General features: G+C 70.8%; 20 protein-coding genes and 1 tRNA gene. 11 read left to right on the top strand and 10 right to left on the bottom strand.

The window, feature by feature from the left end; all coding sequences use genetic code 11:
• Positions 1–5 precede the first annotated feature (5 nt).
• The 3 genes from BLQ62_RS17055 to BLQ62_RS17045 are packed head-to-tail and all read right to left on the bottom strand — an operon-like array spanning position 6 to position 2,227.
• On the bottom strand, positions 6–410 hold the full coding sequence (locus tag BLQ62_RS17055; protein WP_068529297.1) for a RidA family protein: 405 nt from the start codon (positions 408–410) through the stop codon (positions 6–8).
• 42 nt (positions 411–452) lie between these two features.
• The gene (locus BLQ62_RS17050; protein ID WP_068568287.1) at positions 453–1,199 is read right to left on the bottom strand and encodes an IclR family transcriptional regulator; all 747 of its coding nucleotides are present in this window, start codon (positions 1,197–1,199) and stop codon (positions 453–455) included.
• A complete protein-coding gene (locus BLQ62_RS17045) occupies positions 1,196–2,227 on the bottom strand; it encodes a sugar kinase (protein WP_068568379.1) in 1,032 nt (343 codons plus the stop codon). The genes BLQ62_RS17050 and BLQ62_RS17045 overlap by 4 nt, the downstream gene beginning before the upstream one ends.
• Positions 2,228–2,340: 113 nt before the next feature.
• Between BLQ62_RS17045 and BLQ62_RS17040 the strand changes: the two genes are divergently transcribed.
• From BLQ62_RS17040 to BLQ62_RS16995, 10 genes are all read left to right on the top strand, one after another.
• On the top strand, positions 2,341–3,597 hold the full coding sequence (locus BLQ62_RS17040; protein WP_068568288.1) for a type III PLP-dependent enzyme domain-containing protein: 1,257 nt from the start codon (positions 2,341–2,343) through the stop codon (positions 3,595–3,597).
• Between the two features lie 9 nt (positions 3,598–3,606).
• Entirely contained in the window at positions 3,607–5,208 is a 1,602-nt protein-coding gene (locus BLQ62_RS17035; RefSeq protein ID WP_068568290.1) for an N-acyl-D-amino-acid deacylase family protein, read from the top strand.
• 2 nt (positions 5,209–5,210) lie between these two features.
• Positions 5,211–5,837: a bifunctional 4-hydroxy-2-oxoglutarate aldolase/2-dehydro-3-deoxy-phosphogluconate aldolase gene (locus BLQ62_RS17030; protein ID WP_414929935.1), complete on the top strand. Its 627-nt coding sequence runs from the start codon at positions 5,211–5,213 to the stop codon at positions 5,835–5,837.
• Positions 5,838–5,863: 26 nt separating this feature from the next.
• Positions 5,864–7,258, top strand: a complete 1,395-nt coding sequence (locus BLQ62_RS17025) for a GntP family permease (RefSeq protein WP_068529312.1) — start codon at positions 5,864–5,866, stop codon at positions 7,256–7,258.
• Between the two features lie 163 nt (positions 7,259–7,421).
• On the top strand, positions 7,422–9,062 hold the full coding sequence (pgm, locus tag BLQ62_RS17020; protein WP_068529315.1) for a phosphoglucomutase (alpha-D-glucose-1,6-bisphosphate-dependent): 1,641 nt from the start codon (positions 7,422–7,424) through the stop codon (positions 9,060–9,062).
• A gap of 43 nt (positions 9,063–9,105) precedes the next feature.
• Positions 9,106–9,846 (top strand): DsbA family protein, encoded by a 741-nt coding sequence (locus BLQ62_RS17015; RefSeq protein ID WP_114653062.1) that lies wholly within the window; start codon positions 9,106–9,108, stop codon positions 9,844–9,846.
• An 88-nt stretch (positions 9,847–9,934) separates the two neighbouring features.
• Positions 9,935–10,007: transfer RNA gene (locus tag BLQ62_RS17010), tRNA-Ala, on the top strand.
• 360 nt (positions 10,008–10,367) lie between these two features.
• Positions 10,368–10,931 (top strand): alkyl hydroperoxide reductase subunit C, encoded by a 564-nt coding sequence (gene ahpC / locus BLQ62_RS17005; RefSeq protein ID WP_068529322.1) that lies wholly within the window; start codon positions 10,368–10,370, stop codon positions 10,929–10,931.
• A gap of 94 nt (positions 10,932–11,025) precedes the next feature.
• Entirely contained in the window at positions 11,026–12,609 is a 1,584-nt protein-coding gene (gene ahpF, locus BLQ62_RS17000) for an alkyl hydroperoxide reductase subunit F (protein WP_068568292.1), read from the top strand.
• A 164-nt stretch (positions 12,610–12,773) separates the two neighbouring features.
• On the top strand, positions 12,774–13,016 hold the full coding sequence (locus tag BLQ62_RS16995) for a DUF2630 family protein (RefSeq protein WP_068568293.1): 243 nt from the start codon (positions 12,774–12,776) through the stop codon (positions 13,014–13,016).
• A gap of 25 nt (positions 13,017–13,041) precedes the next feature.
• Here BLQ62_RS16995 and BLQ62_RS16990 read toward each other — a convergent pair whose 3' ends face one another.
• The 7 genes from BLQ62_RS16990 to BLQ62_RS16960 all read right to left on the bottom strand — a co-directional run bounded on the left by BLQ62_RS16990 (position 13,042) and on the right by BLQ62_RS16960 (position 17,369).
• The gene (locus BLQ62_RS16990; protein WP_068568295.1) at positions 13,042–13,509 is read right to left on the bottom strand and encodes an NUDIX hydrolase; all 468 of its coding nucleotides are present in this window, start codon (positions 13,507–13,509) and stop codon (positions 13,042–13,044) included.
• Complete coding sequence (locus tag BLQ62_RS16985; protein ID WP_068568297.1) at positions 13,506–13,931, bottom strand: DUF1622 domain-containing protein; 426 nt, start codon at positions 13,929–13,931, stop codon at positions 13,506–13,508. Before BLQ62_RS16985 ends, BLQ62_RS16990 begins: the two co-directional genes overlap by 4 nt.
• Positions 13,932–14,038: 107 nt before the next feature.
• Entirely contained in the window at positions 14,039–15,286 is a 1,248-nt protein-coding gene (locus BLQ62_RS16980; RefSeq protein ID WP_082756850.1) for an MFS transporter, read from the bottom strand.
• Between the two features lie 235 nt (positions 15,287–15,521).
• Entirely contained in the window at positions 15,522–16,211 is a 690-nt protein-coding gene (locus tag BLQ62_RS16975) for a GNAT family N-acetyltransferase (protein ID WP_068568298.1), read from the bottom strand.
• A gap of 26 nt (positions 16,212–16,237) precedes the next feature.
• The gene (locus BLQ62_RS16970) at positions 16,238–16,630 is read right to left on the bottom strand and encodes an SRPBCC family protein (protein ID WP_068568300.1); all 393 of its coding nucleotides are present in this window, start codon (positions 16,628–16,630) and stop codon (positions 16,238–16,240) included.
• Positions 16,627–16,953 carry an ArsR/SmtB family transcription factor gene (locus BLQ62_RS16965; RefSeq protein ID WP_068568302.1) on the bottom strand — a complete coding sequence of 109 codons (327 nt, stop codon included), beginning with the start codon at positions 16,951–16,953 and terminating at the stop codon, positions 16,627–16,629. The genes BLQ62_RS16970 and BLQ62_RS16965 overlap by 4 nt, the downstream gene beginning before the upstream one ends.
• Positions 16,950–17,369, bottom strand: coding sequence for a winged helix-turn-helix transcriptional regulator (locus BLQ62_RS16960; RefSeq protein WP_068568385.1), 420 nt, complete (start codon positions 17,367–17,369; stop codon positions 16,950–16,952). Before BLQ62_RS16960 ends, BLQ62_RS16965 begins: the two co-directional genes overlap by 4 nt.
• Before the next feature lie 86 nt (positions 17,370–17,455).
• On the opposite strand from BLQ62_RS16960, the gene BLQ62_RS16955 reads away from it, so the two are divergent.
• Positions 17,456–18,385 (top strand): NAD(P)-dependent oxidoreductase, encoded by a 930-nt coding sequence (locus BLQ62_RS16955; RefSeq protein ID WP_068568304.1) that lies wholly within the window; start codon positions 17,456–17,458, stop codon positions 18,383–18,385.
• Positions 18,386–18,424: the final 39 nt, after the last annotated feature.

Below are 18,424 nucleotides of genomic sequence, written 5' to 3'. Positions count from 1 at the left end.
TGATCTCAGTCCAGGACGGCGAGCGCGTCGATCTCGACCAGCATCACCTCGTGCGGCAGGTCGACGAACACCGTCGTGCGGCAGGGGAGCGCCGCACCCTCGGGGACGTTCTCGGCGATGAACGCGCCGTACACCTCGTTCATGGCGGCGAAGTCGTCGCGGGTGGTGAGGTAGACGCGGAACATCAGCACGTCCGCCACGGACGCGCCGCCGGCCTCCAGGATCGCCTTGACGTTCTCCAGCGTGCGCCGCGTCTGCTCCTTCACGTCGCCCGCGGCGATGTACTGGTTCGTCGCCGGGTCCATCGGGCCCTGCCCCGAGACCTGCAGCAGGTTGCCGCGGCGCACGCCCTGGCTGAAGAAGTGGGCGGGGGCGGGCGCGTCGGTGGTGGAGACGGCGGTCGCGGTCATGGTTCTCTCCTGTTCATCATGGGCCCCGGGGTGTCCGGGAGGTCAGCGCGGGCGGTACCCGCAGTCGCCGGAGATCGCGGCGCAGGTGGCGCGCAGCGGTTCCAGCAGGTCCATTAGCTCGTCGAAGGGCAGCACCACGTCGGGCACCGAAACCGAGACGGCGGCCACGACCGAGCCCGAAGCGTCGCGGACCGGCGCGGCGATGCAGTTGATCGACGGCTCGTTCTCCTCGCGGTCGACGGCCCAGTCCTGCTCGCGGACCTTCTCGATCTCGTGCAGGTAGGCCTCCGGCGCGACGATCGTGTTCGGGGTGCGCAGCGTGAAGTCGATGCCCTGGACGAAGGGGCGGAGCTCGGCATCGGGGAGATCGGCGAGCATCACCTTCCCGACGGCGCTCGAATTGAGGTTGGCCTCCATGCCCACGCGCGAGTACATCCGGATCAGGTCCCGCGATTCGAGCTTGTCGATGTAGACCACCGCGTCGCCCTCGCGCGCGGCGAGATGCGTCGTGCGGCCGTACTCGCGGTTGAATGCGATGAGGTGCGGAGCCGCGATCTCCTTGATGCTGCGCTGTTCCGAGGCGCGCGCCGCGAGGTCGAAGACGCGCGAGCCGAGGTGGTAGCGGTGCGCGGCGTCGTGATAGGCGAAGCGCGCGTCGGTCAGCGGCCGCAGGAGGCGCAGGACGGTGGTCTTGTGCACGCCGAGCTCGTCGGCGAGCTCGTCCAGGGAGGCGGGCCCCTCGCCGAGGAGGCGCAGGATCTCCAGTGCGCGGGTCAGGCTCTGGCTCATGGCGTTCGGCTCTCCACGGGAGGAGGCAGGTGCGCCCCGTCGACCCGCACCGCCGCCGGGCCGACGTGCGCGGCCGCCCACGCCGCGTCGTCACAGGTCAGCAGGGCGGTGAGGGACGCCGCCGGCAGGGTGGCGAAGTCCGCGCGCACCGTCAGCGTGGCGGCCGCGCCGGCGTGCCCGCGGCGCAGGCAGGTGCGCAGATCCTCGCCCCGCGCCAGTCCGTGCAGGAAGCCGGCGGCGAACGAGTCGCCGGCGCCGACCGGCTCGACCACGTCCACCGCCAGCGCCGGGACGGCGATCTCGGCGCCCGCCCGGTCGATCGCGACTGCGCGCAGCGCACCGTCCTTGACGACGACGGTGCGGGGCTCGGGGAGGAGAGCGCGCACGGCCGCGGGGGAGCCGGTGCCGAGGACGCGCTCGGCCTCGTCCGCGCCGACGAGGACGACATCCGCGCTGCGGGCCAGCTCGATGACGAGCGACGGGTCACCGTCCGGCCACAGCTGTTCGCGCCAGTTGACGTCGAAGGTGACCGTGCCGCTGACGCCCGTCCGGTCCCGGAGCAGGGTCCGGGTCAGGGCGGCGCACCCGGGGGAGAGGGCCGCGGTGATGCCGCTGGTGTGCACGATCCGTGCGCCGGCCAGCGCGGCGGCGACGGCGGGACGAGCGAGGAAGCCCGGTTCCATCGCGGCCGCGGCGCTGCCAGCACGCCGGTAGGTGCTGGTGGTGACGGGTTCGCCCGCCTCGTTGACGCCCTCGGTCTTGGCGTAGCGGCCCGTGAACGCGGTCGCGTCCACCTCGAGGGCCTCGGTGGCGACACCGTGGGCGCGCAGGTGCTCGACGATCCGCCGCCCCTCGGCGTCCCCGCCGACGCGGCCGAGGAACGCGGTGGGCGTACCCAGCGCCGCGGTGCCCGCGGCGACGTTCGCCTCGGCACCGCCGGCGTGCATGGCGGGCTCCGGTGCATCGAGGTCGGCTGCGGCCACCAGTGCCAACGGCTCACCGAGGCACGCGATCCAAGCTGTGGTCACCCTCGCGCCTTTCGAGATCTCGTGGTTGTGCAGGTCCTGCGGCAATGCTAGCGTCTGTGACACGCATCACGCAACGATGATTGCAATATACGCAACATAGCAGATTGGGAAGCATGATGGTCAACGGGAACGGCGCCCGGCCGGTGGAGCTGAGTGTGCTCGACAAGGCGGTGCCCGCGTGGGCGAACGCCATGAGCACCGCGGACTTCCTCGCCCGCTCACCGCGCCTGGCCGAGCTGTCCACGCCCGTGCTCGTGCTCGACGACGCGGCGATGGTGGACAACGTCGCCGAATTCGCGCGGTGGACCGCCGCGCACGGCTTCGATCTGGAGCCGCACGGCAAGACCACGATGGCCCCCGCGCTCTGGCAGCGGCAGCTCGATGCCGGCTCCACCGCCATCACCGTCGCGAACCTGCCGCAGCTGCAGTCGGCCGTCGCCACCGGCTTCCGGAACCTGCACGTGGCGAACGCGATCGCCGACCCGGCCGGCATCCGCTGGCTGGGCGAGGCGCTCGACGCCGCTCCGGAGCTCGAGGTCACGCTGTGGGCCGACGGGCTCGCCACTGTCGACGCCCTCGACCGCGGCCTGGCCGCCGCGACCCGGCAGCCCACGATCCTGGTCGAGTTGGGCGGCCCCGGCGGCCGGACCGGTGCCCGCACCGTCGACGAGGCCGTCGCGATCGGCGAGCGCATCGCCGCGTCACCGCGCCTGCGTCTCGGCGGCGTCACCGGCTACGAGGGTGCCTTCGCGCACGACACCTCGGCCGCAGCGCTCGGCACCGTCGACGACTACCTGCGCACGCTGGTCGAGCTGCACGCCCGGCTGCGCCCGCTGTACCCGGAGGGGCGCATCGTCGTCTCCGCCGGCGGCAGTGCGTACTTCGACCGGGTCGCCGCGATCCTGGGCGACATCGACGACGCCCGGATCGTGGTCCGCTCGGGGGCGTACATCATCCACGACGACGGCTTCTACCGCGGCATCACGCCGTCGGGCCGCGCGGCCGATGCCCCGCGCCTGCGCTCCGCCATGCACGTCTGGGCCCGCGTCATCTCGCGGCCCGAGCCCGGCCTCGCCCTCCTCGACGTGGGCCGCCGCGACGTCTCCTTCGACGAGGGACTGCCGGAGCCGCAGCGCGTCGCGCCCGCTCTCGGCGCACCCTCGCGCCCGCTCGACGCGGAGATCTCCGCGGTCAACGACCAGCACGCCTTCCTGCGCCTGCCCGCCGGCGACCCGCTCGCGGTCGGCGACGTCGTGCGGCTGGGCCTGAGCCACCCGTGCACCGTCTTCGACAAGTGGCGCGTCATCCCCGTGGTGGCGGACGACACCGAGAATCCCCAGGTCGTCGACATGATCTCCACCTACTTCTGAGGCGTCGCCATGCACGAGACACTCATTCGCGCCGCGACCGTTGTCGACGGGACCGAGGCGCCGGGATACACCGCCGACGTCGCGATCGCGGGCGGCGTCATCACCGCGATCGGTGCCGACCTGGGACCGGCGCACCGCGTCATCGACGCCGACGGGCTCGTCCTCAGTCCCGGGTTCATCGACATGCACGCCCACTCCGACCTGCAGGTGCTGCTCAATCCGGCGCACCCGTCGCGGATCACCCAGGGCGTCACCTGCGAGGTGATCGGGCAGGACGGCCTGAGCTACGCGCCCGTCTCCGACGAGACCCTCGCCGTGGTGCGCCGCCAGATCGCCGGGTGGAACACCGATCCGGCGGACTTCGACTTCTCGTGGCGCACCGTGGGCGAGTACCTCGACCGCCTGGACGCGGCGGGCACCGCCACCAACCTCGCGTACCTCGTGCCGCACGGCCTGCTGCGCGCCCTCACGATCGGCTTCGGCGACGGTGTCGCGTCCCCGGCGGAGGTGGCCCGGATGCAGGAGATCCTCACGCAGGGCCTGCGCGAGGGCGCTGTCGGCCTCTCGACCGGCCTCACGTACACCCCGGCCATGTACGCCGACGACGCGGAGCTGGCCGCGCTCATGCGCACCACCGGCGAGCTGGGCGGCTACTTCTCCCCACACCATCGCAGCTACGGCGCGGGCGCGATGGAGGCCTACGCCGAGATGATCGACCTGTCCCGGCGCACCGGCTGCCCCCTGCACCTCGCGCACGCCACCCTCAACTTCGGGCCCAACAAGGGGCGCGCGCCCGAGCTCCTGGCCCTGCTCGACGATGCCGTCGCCGCGGGCGCGGACGTCTCGCTCGACACCTACCCCTACCTGCCGGGCGCCACCACGCTCGCCGCGATCCTCCCGAGCTGGGCCGCGGCCGGCGGCGCCGACGCCACACTCGCGCGCCTGCGCGACCCGCAGGAGCTCATCCGCATCCGGGAGCACCTGGAGCACACCGGATCCGACGGCTGCCACGGCGTGATCGCCGAGTGGGAGACGATCGAGATCAGCGGCGTCGGTACCGACGCGCTGGCCGGCTACGTCGGCCGCACGATCGCGCAGATCGCCGCCGACGAGGGCCGCGATCCGTTCGACGTGTGCGTCGGGATCCTGCTCGACGACCGCCTCGCGACCGGCATCCTGCAGCACGTCGGGCACGAGGAGAACGTGCGCGCCATCATGCGTCACCCCACGCACACCGGCGGGAGCGACGGGCTCCTCGTCGGCGGGAAGCCGCACCCTCGGGCGTGGGGCACGTTCGCCCGCTACCTCGGTCACTACAGCCGGGACCTGGGTCTGATGAGCCTCGAGGAGTGCGTGGGCCACCTCACCGGTCGGGCCGCCCGTCGCCTCCGCCTGGTCCGACGGGGCCTCGTCCGCGAGGGTTACGCGGCCGACCTCGCGCTCTTCGACCCCGACGCGGTGATCGACCGCGCCACCTACGACGCCCCGCGCACGCCCGCGGCGGGGTTCACGCACGTCTTCGTCCGCGGCACGGCCGCTCTCGACGACGGCGAACCCACCGGCGCGCTCGCGGGCGGCGCGCTGCGACTGACCGACGAAGGGGTCCTGTGACCGTGAACGAACACTCCGGCCTGCTCGAGGCGCTGGCCGCCGACCGGGCCCTCACCGTCGTGCGGGCCCCCGAACTGCCCGACGCCGCGGCGCTGTGCCGCGCGCTCGCCGCGGGCGGAATCCGCACCGTCGAGCTGACCTTCACCACGCCCGGCGTGCTCGGCCACCTCGAGCGGGCCGCCGGCGTCGAGGACACGAACCTCGGCGTGGGCACGGTGCGCACCGCGACGCAGGCCCGCGACGCGGTGAACGCCGGGGCTCGGTTCCTGGTGACGCCGGACGTCAACGAGGAGGTCGCGGATGCGGCCCGCGACCTCGGTGTCCCCGTGTTCCTCGGCGCCCTGACCCCGAGCGAGGTCGCCCGCGCGGCCGCCCTGGGCTCGGTGGCGGTGAAGATCTTCCCCGCCCGCGCGTTCGGGCCGGGCTATCTCAAGGACCTGCACGGCCCGTTCCCCGGCCTGCCGCTGCTGCCGTCGGGCGGCGTCAGCGAGGCCAACGCCCGCGAGTTCCTGGGCGCCGGCGCCGTCGCCGTCTGCGCAGGCACGTCCGTCGTGCCCCCCGACACCGTCGCCGCCGGCGACTGGGCAGACATCACCACCCGCGCCGCCCGTTTCGTCGCCGCGCTGTAGTCCCTTCCAGAAACGGAGAACTCCCCATGTCCTCGGTCATCGACTGGCTGCAGCACGACACCGGCGGTCTACTGACCCTCGCCGCGCTGTCGATCGCGGTCCTGCTCTTCCTCATCATCAAGGTCAAGCTCGAGCCCTTCATCGCGCTGATCATCGTCTCCGTCGGCCTCGCGCTCGTGGCGGGCGTCTCGGTCGAAAAGCTCGTCGGCTCACCGCAGAAGGGCGCCGCCCAATCGATCCTGGAGACGGGATTCGGCGGCATCCTCGGGCACATCGCCCCGATCATCGGCCTCGGCACCGTCCTCGGCGCCATCCTGGAACGCTCCGGTGGCGCGGACGTGCTCACCAGCTGGCTGTTGAAACTGTTCGGTCCCAAGGGCGCCCCGCTCGCCATGGGTGTCACCGGCCTGATCCTCGGCATCCCGGTGTTCTTCGACATCGGCATCTTCATCCTGGCGCCGCTGGTCTACGTGGCCGCCAAGCGCGGCGGCAAGTCGCTGGTGATGTACGCGCTGCCGATGCTCGCGGGCCTGTCGATGACGCACGCCTTCCTGCCCCCGCACCCCGGCCCCGTCGCCGCGGCCGGCCTGCTGCACACCTCGCTCGGCTGGATCATCGTGATGGGCCTGATCTGCGGCATCCCCGCCTGGTTCGCCTCCGGTGTGGTCTGGGGAACCTGGATCGGCAAGCGCGTCATCGTCGAGGTGCCCGAGGAGTTCGTCCCCGAGGAGGCGCACGCCAGCAAGGACAAGCCGCCGCTGTCGCTGATCGCCTTCATCATCGCGGTGCCGATGCTGCTGATCCTGGGCGGCACCTTCGGTTCGGTCTGGCTCGCCGCGGGCACCAAGCCCTTCTCGATCCTCGTCTTCCTCGGAACGCCCGCGATCGCCCTCACCATCGCCGTGGTGCTCGCCTTCTACCTCCTCGGCATCCGGCGGGGCATCAACGCGACGCAGCTCGCCGAGCTGACGGGCGCCGCGCTCAAGCCGATCGGCATGATCCTGCTCGTCGTCGGCGCGGGCGCCCTGTTCGGCGCCGTCCTGCGCGCCACCGGCGTCGGCACGGCGCTCACCGAGTCGATGTCGAACCTGGGCCTGCCGCTGATCGTCACCGCCTACCTCGTCAGCTGTGCGCTGCGCATCGCTCAGGGCTCGGCGACGGTGGCCATCACCGCCACCGCCGGCATCATCGGTGAGACGGTCGCGGCCGGGAACTACTCCCAGGCGCAGATCGCGCTCATCGTCATCGCGATCTCGGCGGGCTCGATCATCCTGAGCCACGTCAACGACGGCGGTTTCTGGATCGTCGCGAAGTACTTCAACATGACGGTCAAGCAGACGTTGCAGACCTGGTCGGTGCTCGAGACGATCCTGTCGGTGGTCGGCTTCGCGATGGTGCTGCTGGTCTGGGCCATCGTCTGATTCCTGCGCGGCGCGCCGTCGTGACGGCCCGGATCGTCACGACGGCGTCAAGAAACCGTCCACTCGGACGGTTCATCCCGCGCGGTGCCCGATCCGGCGATACGTTGGACGCCCGGGCCGTGCGATCCGCGGCCGCGATCCGTCAGAGACGAGGTGACTGAAGATGGCTCATGCGCGCGCCGGCCAACCGGCCCTTCCCCAGGACCTGATCGATGTCGATGCCGTTCTGGCGGCCTACCATTCGATCGCCCCGGATCCGGGGGATCCCGATCAGCGGGTCGCCTTCGGCACCTCCGGCCACCGGGGGACGTCGCTGAACGGCAGCTTCAACGACGGGCACATCGCCGCGACCACGCAGGCGATCGTCGAGTACCGCGCCGCGCAGGGCATCCGCGGGCCCCTGTTCCTCGCCAAGGACACGCACCTGCTCTCCGCTCCGGCGTGGGAGACCGCGGTCGAGGTGCTCGCCGCGAACGGCGTCGAGACCCTCGTCGACCACGACGACCGCTACACACCCACCCCGGCGCTGAGCCACGCGATCCTCACCTTCAACCGGACCCACCCCGGCGTGCAGGCCGACGGGATCGTGGTCACCCCGTCGCACAACCCGCCCGCGGACGGCGGCTTCAAGTACAACCCGCCCTCGGGCGGTCCGGCGGACACCGATGCGACCGGCGCGATCGCCGACCGGGCGAACGAGATCCTGGCGGGCGGCCTGCGCGAGGTGCGCCGCATTCCGCTCGCGCAGGCGCTGGCGTCGGCGGCGGTGCAGCGGTTCGACTTCCTCGACGCGTACGTGGGCGATCTACCCTCGGTGCTGCACCTGGACCGGATCCGTGACGCCGGCGTGCGGATCGGTGCCGACCCGCTCGGCGGCGCCGCCGTCGGGTACTGGGGCGCCATCGGCGACCGGTACAACCTCGACCTCACGGTGGTCAACCCCACGGTCGATCCGCAGTTCGCGTTCATGACGCTCGACACCGACGGCAAGATCCGGATGGACTGCAGTTCCCCGAACGCGATGGCCTCGCTCATCGCCAACAAGGACCAGTACGACATCGCGACGGGCAACGACGCCGACTCCGACCGGCACGGCATCGTCACCCCCGACGGCGGGCTGATGAACCCGAACCACTACCTGGCCGTCGCCATCGACTACCTGTTCGCCTCGCGCGGCGGGTGGCGCGATGACGCCGCGGTCGGCAAGACGCTCGTCAGCTCGTCGATGATCGACCGCGTGGTCGCTGAGCAGCGCCGCACCCTCCTCGAGGTGCCCGTCGGCTTCAAGTGGTTCGTCCCCGGCCTGCTCGACGGCAGCGTCGGCTTCGGCGGCGAGGAGTCCGCCGGGGCCTCCTTCCTGCGGCACGACGGCTCGGTGTGGACCACCGACAAGGACGGCATCATCCTGGCGCTGCTCGCCTCGGAGATCCTCGCCGTCACGGGTAAGAGCCCGTCGCAGCACTTCGCGGTGCTGGGGGAGCAGTACGGGGTGCCCGCCTACGCCCGCACCGACGCGCCCGCGGGTCGCGAACAGAAGGCGGTGCTGGCCAAGCTCTCCCCGGAGCAGGTGTCGGCCGGCGAGCTCGCGGGGGAGCCGATCACCGCCAAGCTGACGCGCGCGCCCGGCAACGGCGCGCCCATCGGCGGCCTCAAGGTCACCACCGAGAACGCGTGGTTCGCCGCCCGCCCGTCGGGCACCGAGGACGTCTACAAGATCTACGCCGAGTCCTTCCGCGGAGCCGATCACCTCGCGCAGGTCCAGGCCGAGGCGAAGGCCCTTGTCGACGGTGTGCTCGGGGGATAGCGCCTGACCTGGGAACTCAGCGACAGCCGCTATTGTGGTCCGCGTGAGCAAGGGTAAGAACGCGAAGTACGTTCCCGCGAAGCAGTCCAACACCATGACCTACGTGCTGGGCGGCATCGCCGTCCTGGTGGTCATCGTGGTCGTCATCGGTGGTGTGCTGCTCATCAGCAAGAAGGAGGGCACGCCCGCCGATCAGGCGCAGGCCTCCATCGACAAGGCCACGCCGGCGTTCGTGCTCGGCAAGGCCGATGCCCCGACGAAACTGACCTTCTTCGAGGATCCGTACTGCCCTGCCTGCGGCAACCTGGAGCGGCAGTACGGCGAGCAGCTCACCAAGGCCGTCGAGGACGGGAAGCTGCAGATCAAGTTCTTCCTGGTCTCCTTCCTCAACCGCCAGAGCCCGTCGGGCGACTACTCCGACCGCGCGGCGGGCGGCCTGCTGGCCATCGCGAAGTCCTCGCTGCCCGAGGAGCAGAAGCAGAAGGCGTGGATGGGCGCGCACACCGCCATGTACGCCAACCAGCCGGCCGAGGGGCAGGGCGACAAGACGAACGCCGAGATCGCGACGACCCTCGGTGACGGCGCCAAGGCCAAGGGCGTCGAGCTGCCCGCCGACGTCACCGCGGCGATCAGCGAGGGCAAGTACACGGTCGAGTCGGCGCAGAACGCCGGCGCCGCCAGCCAGCTGATGCAGGACCTCAACGCCACCGGCACGCCCACTGTCGTGAACAACGGTGAGAAGCTCACCCTCTCCGGCGACTGGCTGACGCCGCTCCTCCAGTAAAACCGGTTCTGACCAGCCGATTTGGTGCACGCCAACTGGCTCCTGTAATGTTCTCCGGGCGGGAAACCGCAGGTGAACAACCGAATACGGGGCTATGGCGCAGCTGGTAGCGCACCACACTGGCAGTGTGGGGGTCAGGGGTTCGAGTCCCCTTAGCTCCACAGAAGAGAACCCCTCCGGCGGATGCCGGAGGGGTTCTTCTGTATCCGCGATCGGCAGCGGATGCGCCCTGCCCCGGCGGCCGTGCCGCCCCGATCGCTGCGAGGCGCCGCGAATCTCCGCTCGACGCCGATAAGAGCGGTGACCAGCATGAACTCTCCTCGGAGGAGGTGTGAGCATGTCAACCGGTGCGGCTCGTGATGAGAATCACCTTCATGTGATTGCGGAGCGACAACCCTCCTGCCTGCAGTGATAGGCAAGTCTGATCATTGCCTCAGGGGGAATCGATTTGTCCAATAAATCCCTCCGACCTAACCTCGATAGCGAACCGAACAGGTATCCGAACGAAACGAGGAGCGCACGTGTCGCTGATCAACAAGCAGATCAAGCCCTTCACCGCCGAGGCATTCAAGGACGGCAACTTCGTCACCGTCTCCGACCAGGACATCGCCGGCAAGTGGGCCGTCTTCTACTTCTACCCGGCCGACTTCACCTTCGTGTGCCCCACCGAGCTGGGCGACCTCGCCGATCACTACGAGGAGCTGCAGGCGCTGGGCGTCGAGGTGTTCTCGGTCTCGACCGACACCCACTTCACCCACAAGGCCTGGCACGCCTCCTCGGACACCATCAACAAGATCAAGTACGCGATGATCGGTGACCCGAGCCTGCAGATCAGCACCGACTTCGAGGTGCTCCGCGACGGCCAGGGCCTGGCCGACCGCGGCACCTTCCTGGTCGACCCCGACGGCGTCGTCCAGTTCACCGAGGTCACCGCCGAGGGCATCGGCCGCAACGCCGCCGAGCTCGTCCGCAAGGTCAAGGCCGCGCAGTACGTGCGCTCGCACCCGGGCGAGGTCTGCCCCGCGAAGTGGGAAGAGGGCGCCGACACCCTCGCTCCGTCGCTGGAGCTCGTCGGCAAGATCTAGTTCGACCACACGGCAGCGGGGCGGGACTCACCTCCCGCCCCGCGGTCGTTCCACTCACCTGTACTCGCTTCTGCCCGAAGGGGATCGGATCACCATGCTCGAAGCCGCACTCGCCACTCAACTCAAGGGCCTGCTCACCAACGTCACGATGCCGGTCGAGCTCGTCTCGACGCTCGACGACGGTGCCAAGTCGGCCGAACTCGCGGAGCTGCTCGACGAGATCGCGGGCATGTCCGATCACATCCAGCACGACCGGACCGGCGACGACGCCCGCACCCCGTCGTTCCTGATCCGCCGCGCCGGCACCGACATCGCCGTGCAGTTCGCCGGAATCCCGCTGGGGCACGAGTTCTCGTCCCTGGTGCTGGCGCTGCTGCAGGTCGGCGGCCACCCCTCGAAGGAGGCGGCGGAGCTGCTCGAGCAGGTCCGCGAGCTCGACGGTGACTACCACTTCGAGACCTACTTCTCGCTCTCGTGCCAGAACTGCCCCGACGTGGTGCAGGCCCTGAACCTGATGTCGGTGCTCAACCCGCGCATCACCCACACCGCGATCGACGGCTCGCTCTTCCAGGACGAGGTCGACAGCCGCCAGGTCATGGCCGTGCCGACCGTCTTCGTCAACGGCGAGCTCTTCGACTCGGGCCGCATGAACCTCGAGCAGATCGTCGGCAAGCTCGACGACGGTGCCGCCGAGCGCACCGCCGCCACCCTCGCCGAGAAGGACCCGTTCGACGTGCTCGTCGTCGGCGGCGGTCCCTCGGGCGCGACGGCCTCGGTCTACGCCGCCCGCAAGGGGATCCGCACCGGCATCGTCGCCGAGCGCTTCGGCGGCCAGGTGCTCGACACCATGGCCATCGAGAACTTCACCTCCGTCTCCTACACCGAGGGCCCGAAGTTCGCCGCCGAGCTCGAGAACCAGGTGCGGCAGTACGACGTCGACATCATGAACACCCAGCGCGGAGCGAAGCTCACCCGCGACGAGGAGTCCGGGATGATCTCGGTCGATCTCGTCAGCGGCGCGCAGCTGAGCTCGCGCACCGTCGTGATCTCCACCGGCGCCCGCTGGCGCTCGATGGACGTGCCGGGCGAGGCCGAGTACCGCAACAAGGGCGTCACCTACTGCCCGCACTGCGACGGTCCGCTGTTCAAGGGCAAGCGCGTCGCCGTCATCGGCGGCGGCAACTCGGGCGTCGAGGCCGCGATCGACCTCGCGGGCATCGTCTCGCACGTCACGCTCATCGAGTTCGACTCGCAGCTGCGCGCCGACCAGGTGCTGCAGCGCAAGCTGCGCAGCCTGCCCAACGTCGACGTGCTGGTCAGCTCCATGACCACCGAGGTCGTCGGCGACGGCGGCAAGGTCACCGGCCTGAACTACAAGAGCCGCACCACCGATGAGGAGCACACGCTCGAGCTGGACGGCGTCTTCGTCCAGATCGGCCTGCTGCCGAACACCGAGTGGCTCGAGGGCACGCTGGAGCTGAGCCCGCGCGGCGAGATCGTCGTCGACGAGGCCGGCCGCACCTCGCTGCCCGGCGTCTTCGCCGCGGGCGACTGCACGACGGTGCCGTTCAAGCAGATCGTTGTCGCCGCCGGCTCCGGCGCGACCGCGGCGCTGAGCGCCTTCGACCACATCATCCGCACGGAGCTGCCGACCGAGGCCGCGACCGTCGCCGGCTGACGTACGACGACACCACGGACCGAACGGGCCGGGCGTGATGGCCGGCCCGTTCGCCGTCCACGCCCCGGTCGGGCCCCGGTGCGACGGTGACCGCAGCACGAGTGCGACCGAACCGGCGGCCACGCGACCCACGCCGCCCGCGGATCGGTGGCAGGATCGGGATCATGACTGACGACGCTGTGCACACCCGGATCGACGCCCTCATCGCCGAGGAGCACGCACTGCGCGACCGACTCGGTGCGGGCGGTACCGGGGAGGGAGAGCGCAGCCGGTTGCGGGAGCTCGAGACCCAGCTCGACCAGGCGTGGGACCTGCTGCGGCAGCGGCGCGCTCGGCGCGAGTTCGGCGAGGACCCCGACGGTGCCGAGGCGCGTTCGGCGAACACCGTGGAGAACTACCGCAACTGACAGTTCGGGCGTCTCCCCGGGGCGCTCACGACCCGGTCAGGTGCTCCCGCAGCCGGTCCAGGAACGGAGCCTGCGCCTTCACCAGCTTCTCCGCAGCGGTCTCGAGGTCGAACCAGCCCGCCCGATCGATCTCCGGGAAGCTCTGCATCCGTCCGGAGCCGCGTGGCCACTCGATCTCGAACTCGTTGGAGCTGATCGACGTCGCGTCGAAGTCGCCCTCGCGCGCGAAGACGGTCACCGTCTTGCCGCCGGACTGCCGTACGGAACCCAGCGGCACCGTCGGGCCGGACGGTGCCGGAGAACCGAGCTCCTCGGCGAATTCGCGCTCGGCCGCGGCGAGCGGTTCCTCATCGGCGGTGTGCAGTCCCTTGGGCACCGACCAGGCGTGCGCGTCCTTCCGTGCCCAGAACGGCCCGCCCATGTGCCCGAGCAGGACCTCGATCGAACCGCCGGAGAGACGGTGGAGCAGCAGTCCGGCGCTGGTGGTGCTCATGCCCCGTCGCTCGCGGGCGCGGGCGCCCCGGCGTTCCCGGCGTTCTTGACGGCGCGGGTCAGCACCTCCGGCCCGGTGACCATCGCGCGGCGCCACGGCGCCACACCGTCGATCTCGACCTGCAGGGAGAAGCTCAGGACGGTGCGGATGAGCACGATGAGGCCGAGGACGGCCGCGTCGGTCAGCGTCGGATCGGAGGTGACGGTCTGCACCAGGTCGGCCGCGACCAGGATCTCCAGGCCGAGCAGGATGACGCCACCGAAGGTCTCGCGCAGGGTCTTGAAGCCGGTGGTCCAGTCTCCGGACTGCCGCCACGCCCGGACGGCGAGGACGACGGTCACGACGAAGCCCACGGACAGTGCGCCGACGCCGATGATCTCGAAGCCGACGCCGACGATCTCGAAAAAGTGCTTCGCATCCACGCGCTCATGGTGCCACAGGACCCGCCCTGTGGCGATGCAAACGATCGAGCGTCGCACCGGCTCCGACCAGGCTCAGGAGGCCTCGAGTCGCGGCGCGATGCGGCGGCCTACCGGCGGCGTGACAGCGCGGCGTTGGCGATGCCCGCGCCGAGCACGACCAGGGCCGCGACCAGCGGCGCGCACTGGGCGACCGCGGTGCCGAGGTTCTCGGCGAGCGCGCCGTTGATCGCCGACGCGAGCGACTGGCCGAGGATCAGGCCACTGCCGAGGATGGTCATCACGGTGGCGGAGCGGCCCAGCGGGCTGCGCTCGGCACCCAGGCTGAACTCGGTCACGAGCGTGGGGCCGACACCGATGCCGGCGATCGCCAGGCCCGCCACGAGCATCGGCAGCGACGGGGCCACGGCGATCAGCGCGGCGCCGAGGACGAGCACCGTCGCGAAGCTCACCCAGCGGGCGGCGATGCTGAACCGCTCGGGGAGCAGCGCGGACCCGAGGGCCAGCGCGGCGGAACCCACGCCCATGACGCCGTAGTACAGGCCCGCGGCCTCCGCGTTACCCGCGTCCCGCATGAAGGCGGTGAGCCCGGTCAAGGTGGAGCCGAAGAACAGTCCCATGCCGAAGACGCCGACGACCACGGTGAGCAACAGGGGAGTGAAGAGCTCCCGCGCGGGCGCCTGCACGACGGCGCCGTCGCCGTGGTGCTCGGGCGCACGCCCGCTGGGGTGCAGCGCGAACGCCGACACGAACAGCACGGTGAGCACCGCGGCACCGATCATCGGCGCGGCGGGCGAGAGGGTGGTCGCCAGCAGACCCACGATGACGGGGCCGAAGACGAAGATGATCTCGTCGGCGGCCGATTCGTAGGCCATGACCGAGAGCAGGGTGCGCACGCGGCGCCCCTCCGGGAGCTTCGTGGTGATCATGGTGACCAGGCGGCTGCGCGACATGGGGCCGACCTGCGGGGCGGTGGCGCCCACGAGCGCCGCCGAGGCCAGCACGGCCGCGCCCGGCAGCGGGCTGAACACGACCCAGGTCATCAGGAGCAGCGCGAGGCTGTTCGCGATTCCGGCCGCGAGCACGGTGCGCCGCTGCCCGAACCGGTCGGCGGCCGCACCGACGAGCGGGCCCACCAGGGCGGAACCGATACCGACCATGGCCGAGCTCAGCCCGCCGAAGGCCAGCGAGTCGCGGCCCGCCACGACCAGGGTGAGGACGCCGACCACCATCATCGCGAAGGGGAGGCGGGCGACGAAGGCGATGGGGAAGTAGCTGCGGCCGGCCACCTCGATGATCGTCGGCCCGGTGGTACCGGGCGTCGAAGGGGAGGTGTCGTGGGGCATGGTGGCGGTCACCGTCAGGGGCCTTTCCGCGGCGATCGCCGCATCGATCGACGTGCCGCCTTGGGAGCCCGGAGGCCGTGCCAGGTAGATACACGGTACTTCGGCCGCGGTGTGCGCCGCAGCCGAAACATCCTATCAATTATTCGCGCTCCGCGCCGCGGGCTCCGGTGTCAGATACCGCGCTCAGCCGATGAAGCCGCAGGTGGGCGGCGGTGCTGTCCGCTCGGTCACACCGGGAGGTCGGTGCTCACCGCTCGGGGCCGACGCGCACCACCTCGAGGGGGACGGTGCTCGTCAGTGAGAATCCCATCGCGTCGTAGAGCCGGCGCGCGGGGTTGTCGTCCGAGGTGTGCAGGAACGGGATCTCGCCGCGGGCGCGGATGCCGTGCGCCACAGCGCGGATCAGTCGTGAGGCCAGGCCTCGGCCGCGTGCCTCGGGTGCGGTGCACACGGCGCTGATCTCGGTCCATCCGACGGGGTGCATGCGCTCGCCGGCCATGGCGATGAGCGCGCCGTCGCCGTCGCGGATGCCGAGATAGGTGCCCAGTTCGATCGTTCGCGGCAGGAACGGGCCGGGCTTGGTGCGCTCGACGAGGGCCGTCATCTCCGGGACGTCCGCCGCCGTCAGTCGGACCGCCTCCGGCTCGGCGGCGGTCTCGACCGCGCTGCCGTCGTACTGCACCAGGCCGATCCGCTCGATCACCGTCCACCCGTCGGGGAGCGGCGTCGCGCGGTCGCGCAGCAGGACGGTCCCGTTCGTTTCGGCGAGATCCGCCACGTCGGCGTAGTCCTGCGGCGTCAGTTCGCGCGGGTGGCCGAAGAACACCGAGACGTCGGGGTGGTAGCGCTGGATCCGGCCGCGGGCGTCGCGGAAGCGCGCGTGCGGCCCGGCCAGTGAGGCGTTCACGGGATCGCGGAGGACGCTGTTCTCGGTCACCCGTCGATCATTCCAGACGGGCGCGGTCACACCTCGGCGGCGACCTGCGCCAGCCGCGGCAGCACCTGATCGCGCCAGCCGGGGCCCATGCGCTCGAAGGCCGCGGCCATCCGCTTGTCGTCCAGGTCGAATCCGCTGTGCTCGAGGAGCACCCTGGTGCCGCGCCCCTCGGGGGCCAGCGTCCAGGTCAGCGTCCACGCGGGAGTGAAGGTGTAGACGAAGCGTTCGGGCGCCACCGACTCCAGCACTCGGCACGGCTGCGCGCCGAAACCCGGCATGTCCAAGGTGAACTCGTGCCCCACCTCGGCGGAGATGTCGCCCGCGGCCCACCATCGGGCCACGAGCTCGGGCTCCGTCAGCGCGCGCCACACCGTGGCGGGCGGTGCCGCCACGTACTGGTCCAGGGTGATTGTGCTCATTGCAACTCCTCGGCGACGTCGGCCAGCGCGGACAGTCGTGCGCGCCAGAACTTCTCGAACGGGTGCAACCAGTCGCCGAGCTCCGCCAGCGGCTCCGCAGTGAGCCGGTAGATCCGGCGGCGTCCGTCGGGGGAGTCCGCGACGAGCCCGGCGTCACGCAACACCTTCAGGTGCTCCGCGACAGCCGGGCGGCTCAGCGTGAACCGCTCGCTGAGTTCTCCCGCGGCGAGTGGCCCGTCGGCGAGGATCCGGAGGAGTTCGCGGCGGACCGGATTGGCGAGCGCGAGGAAGACGCGATCGGTGCTCTCCGTCTCGGTGGTCACGCCGTCGAGGATATGTCGGAGATCTCCGACGCGTCAACTTCTTCCGACGCTTCCGCGCTTCGCGAGTGGGGGACGGTGTCGAGGCCGTCGCGCCGCATGCGCTCGCGGCCCCAGTCGCCGAGCGGGGCGAGGGCGGTGTTGAGCGTGCGGCCCGATGCGGTGAGCGAGTACTCGACCTTGGGCGGCACCTGCGGGTACACCTTCCGCGTGAGCAGCCCGTCCTGCTCCATCTCACGTAGGTGCTGGGTGAGCATCTTCTCGCTCACGCCCGGTAGGCCGCGGCGCAACTCCGCGAACCGCCGCACGCTGTACGCCTCGAGCTCCCACAGGATGAGGACCTTCCATTTGCCGCTGACCACGTCGAGTGCGGCGTCGAGCCCGCAGATGTACGGGCCGCACCTCGGTGTGTCCGCCATGATGACCTCCATACTCACCTTTTGGTAAGTACCGCAGTATTTAGTCGGTACTTACGCAATCGGATGCTACCGCCCACGATGAGGGCATGACCACGAACACGTCGAATCCCACCGCTCCCGGACTCACCCTGCTCGGCCTCGGGCAGATGGGTGCCGCGCTCGCCGGCCGCATGCTGGACCAGGGCCGGGCGGTCACCGTCTGGAATCGCACTCCCGAACGCGCCGCTCCGCTCGTCGCCCGCGGCGCCGCCTCCGCGGAGACGCCCGCCGAGGCGATCGCACGCAACGGGCTGGTGGTCACCTGCCTGTTGCGGTACGCGTCGGTCCGGGAGACGCTCGACCCCGTCGCGGCATCGCTCCGCGGCCGAACGCTGATCGACCTCACGACCACGACGCCCGACGAGGCTCGAGAGCTCGGCCGGTGGGCGGCCGAGCACGACGTCGAATATCTCAACGGCGCCATCATGGCCACGCCCTACCAGATCGGAACCCCCGTGGCGCGGATCCTCTACAGCGGTGCGCCGGACGTGTTCGCGCGGCACCGCGACCTGCTCGCGCCGTGGGCCGAAGGCGTCTACGACGGCCCGGACGCCGGGGCCGCCTCATTGATCGACCTGGCCATGCTGTCCGGCATGTACCACATGTTCGCGGGCCTCTTCCACGGCGCGGCGATGGCGGCCACGGTGGGAATGTCCGCTCAGGACTTCGCCTCTCGCACGATCCCGCTGATCGAGTCGCTCGTCGCGCACTTCGCCGCCGACGCCGCGATCATCGACGGCGGCGACTACAGCGTGCCGGGACAGCAGAGCCTGGACTTCTCCGACCTGTCGGACATCCTGCGCACCAGCGAGGAGGCGGGGGTCGACTCGACGACGATCGCGGCGATCCAGGCTCTGATCCATCGCCAGCGCGAGGCCGGGCACGGTGCGGAGGGATTCGCCAGGATCTACGAGACTCTCCGGCATCCGGAGAGCGGCCGCGACGAGGCGACGGAGGCCGTCCGCGGGTCGGCGTAGGTGCTCGGTCGAACGAGGTGCCCCCGAAGTCCTCCGAGC

Source organism: Tsukamurella pulmonis, from assembly GCF_900103175.1.
Taxonomy (GTDB): domain Bacteria; phylum Actinomycetota; class Actinomycetes; order Mycobacteriales; family Mycobacteriaceae; genus Tsukamurella; species Tsukamurella pulmonis.
This window is presented reverse-complemented; position numbering and strand designations above follow the sequence as displayed.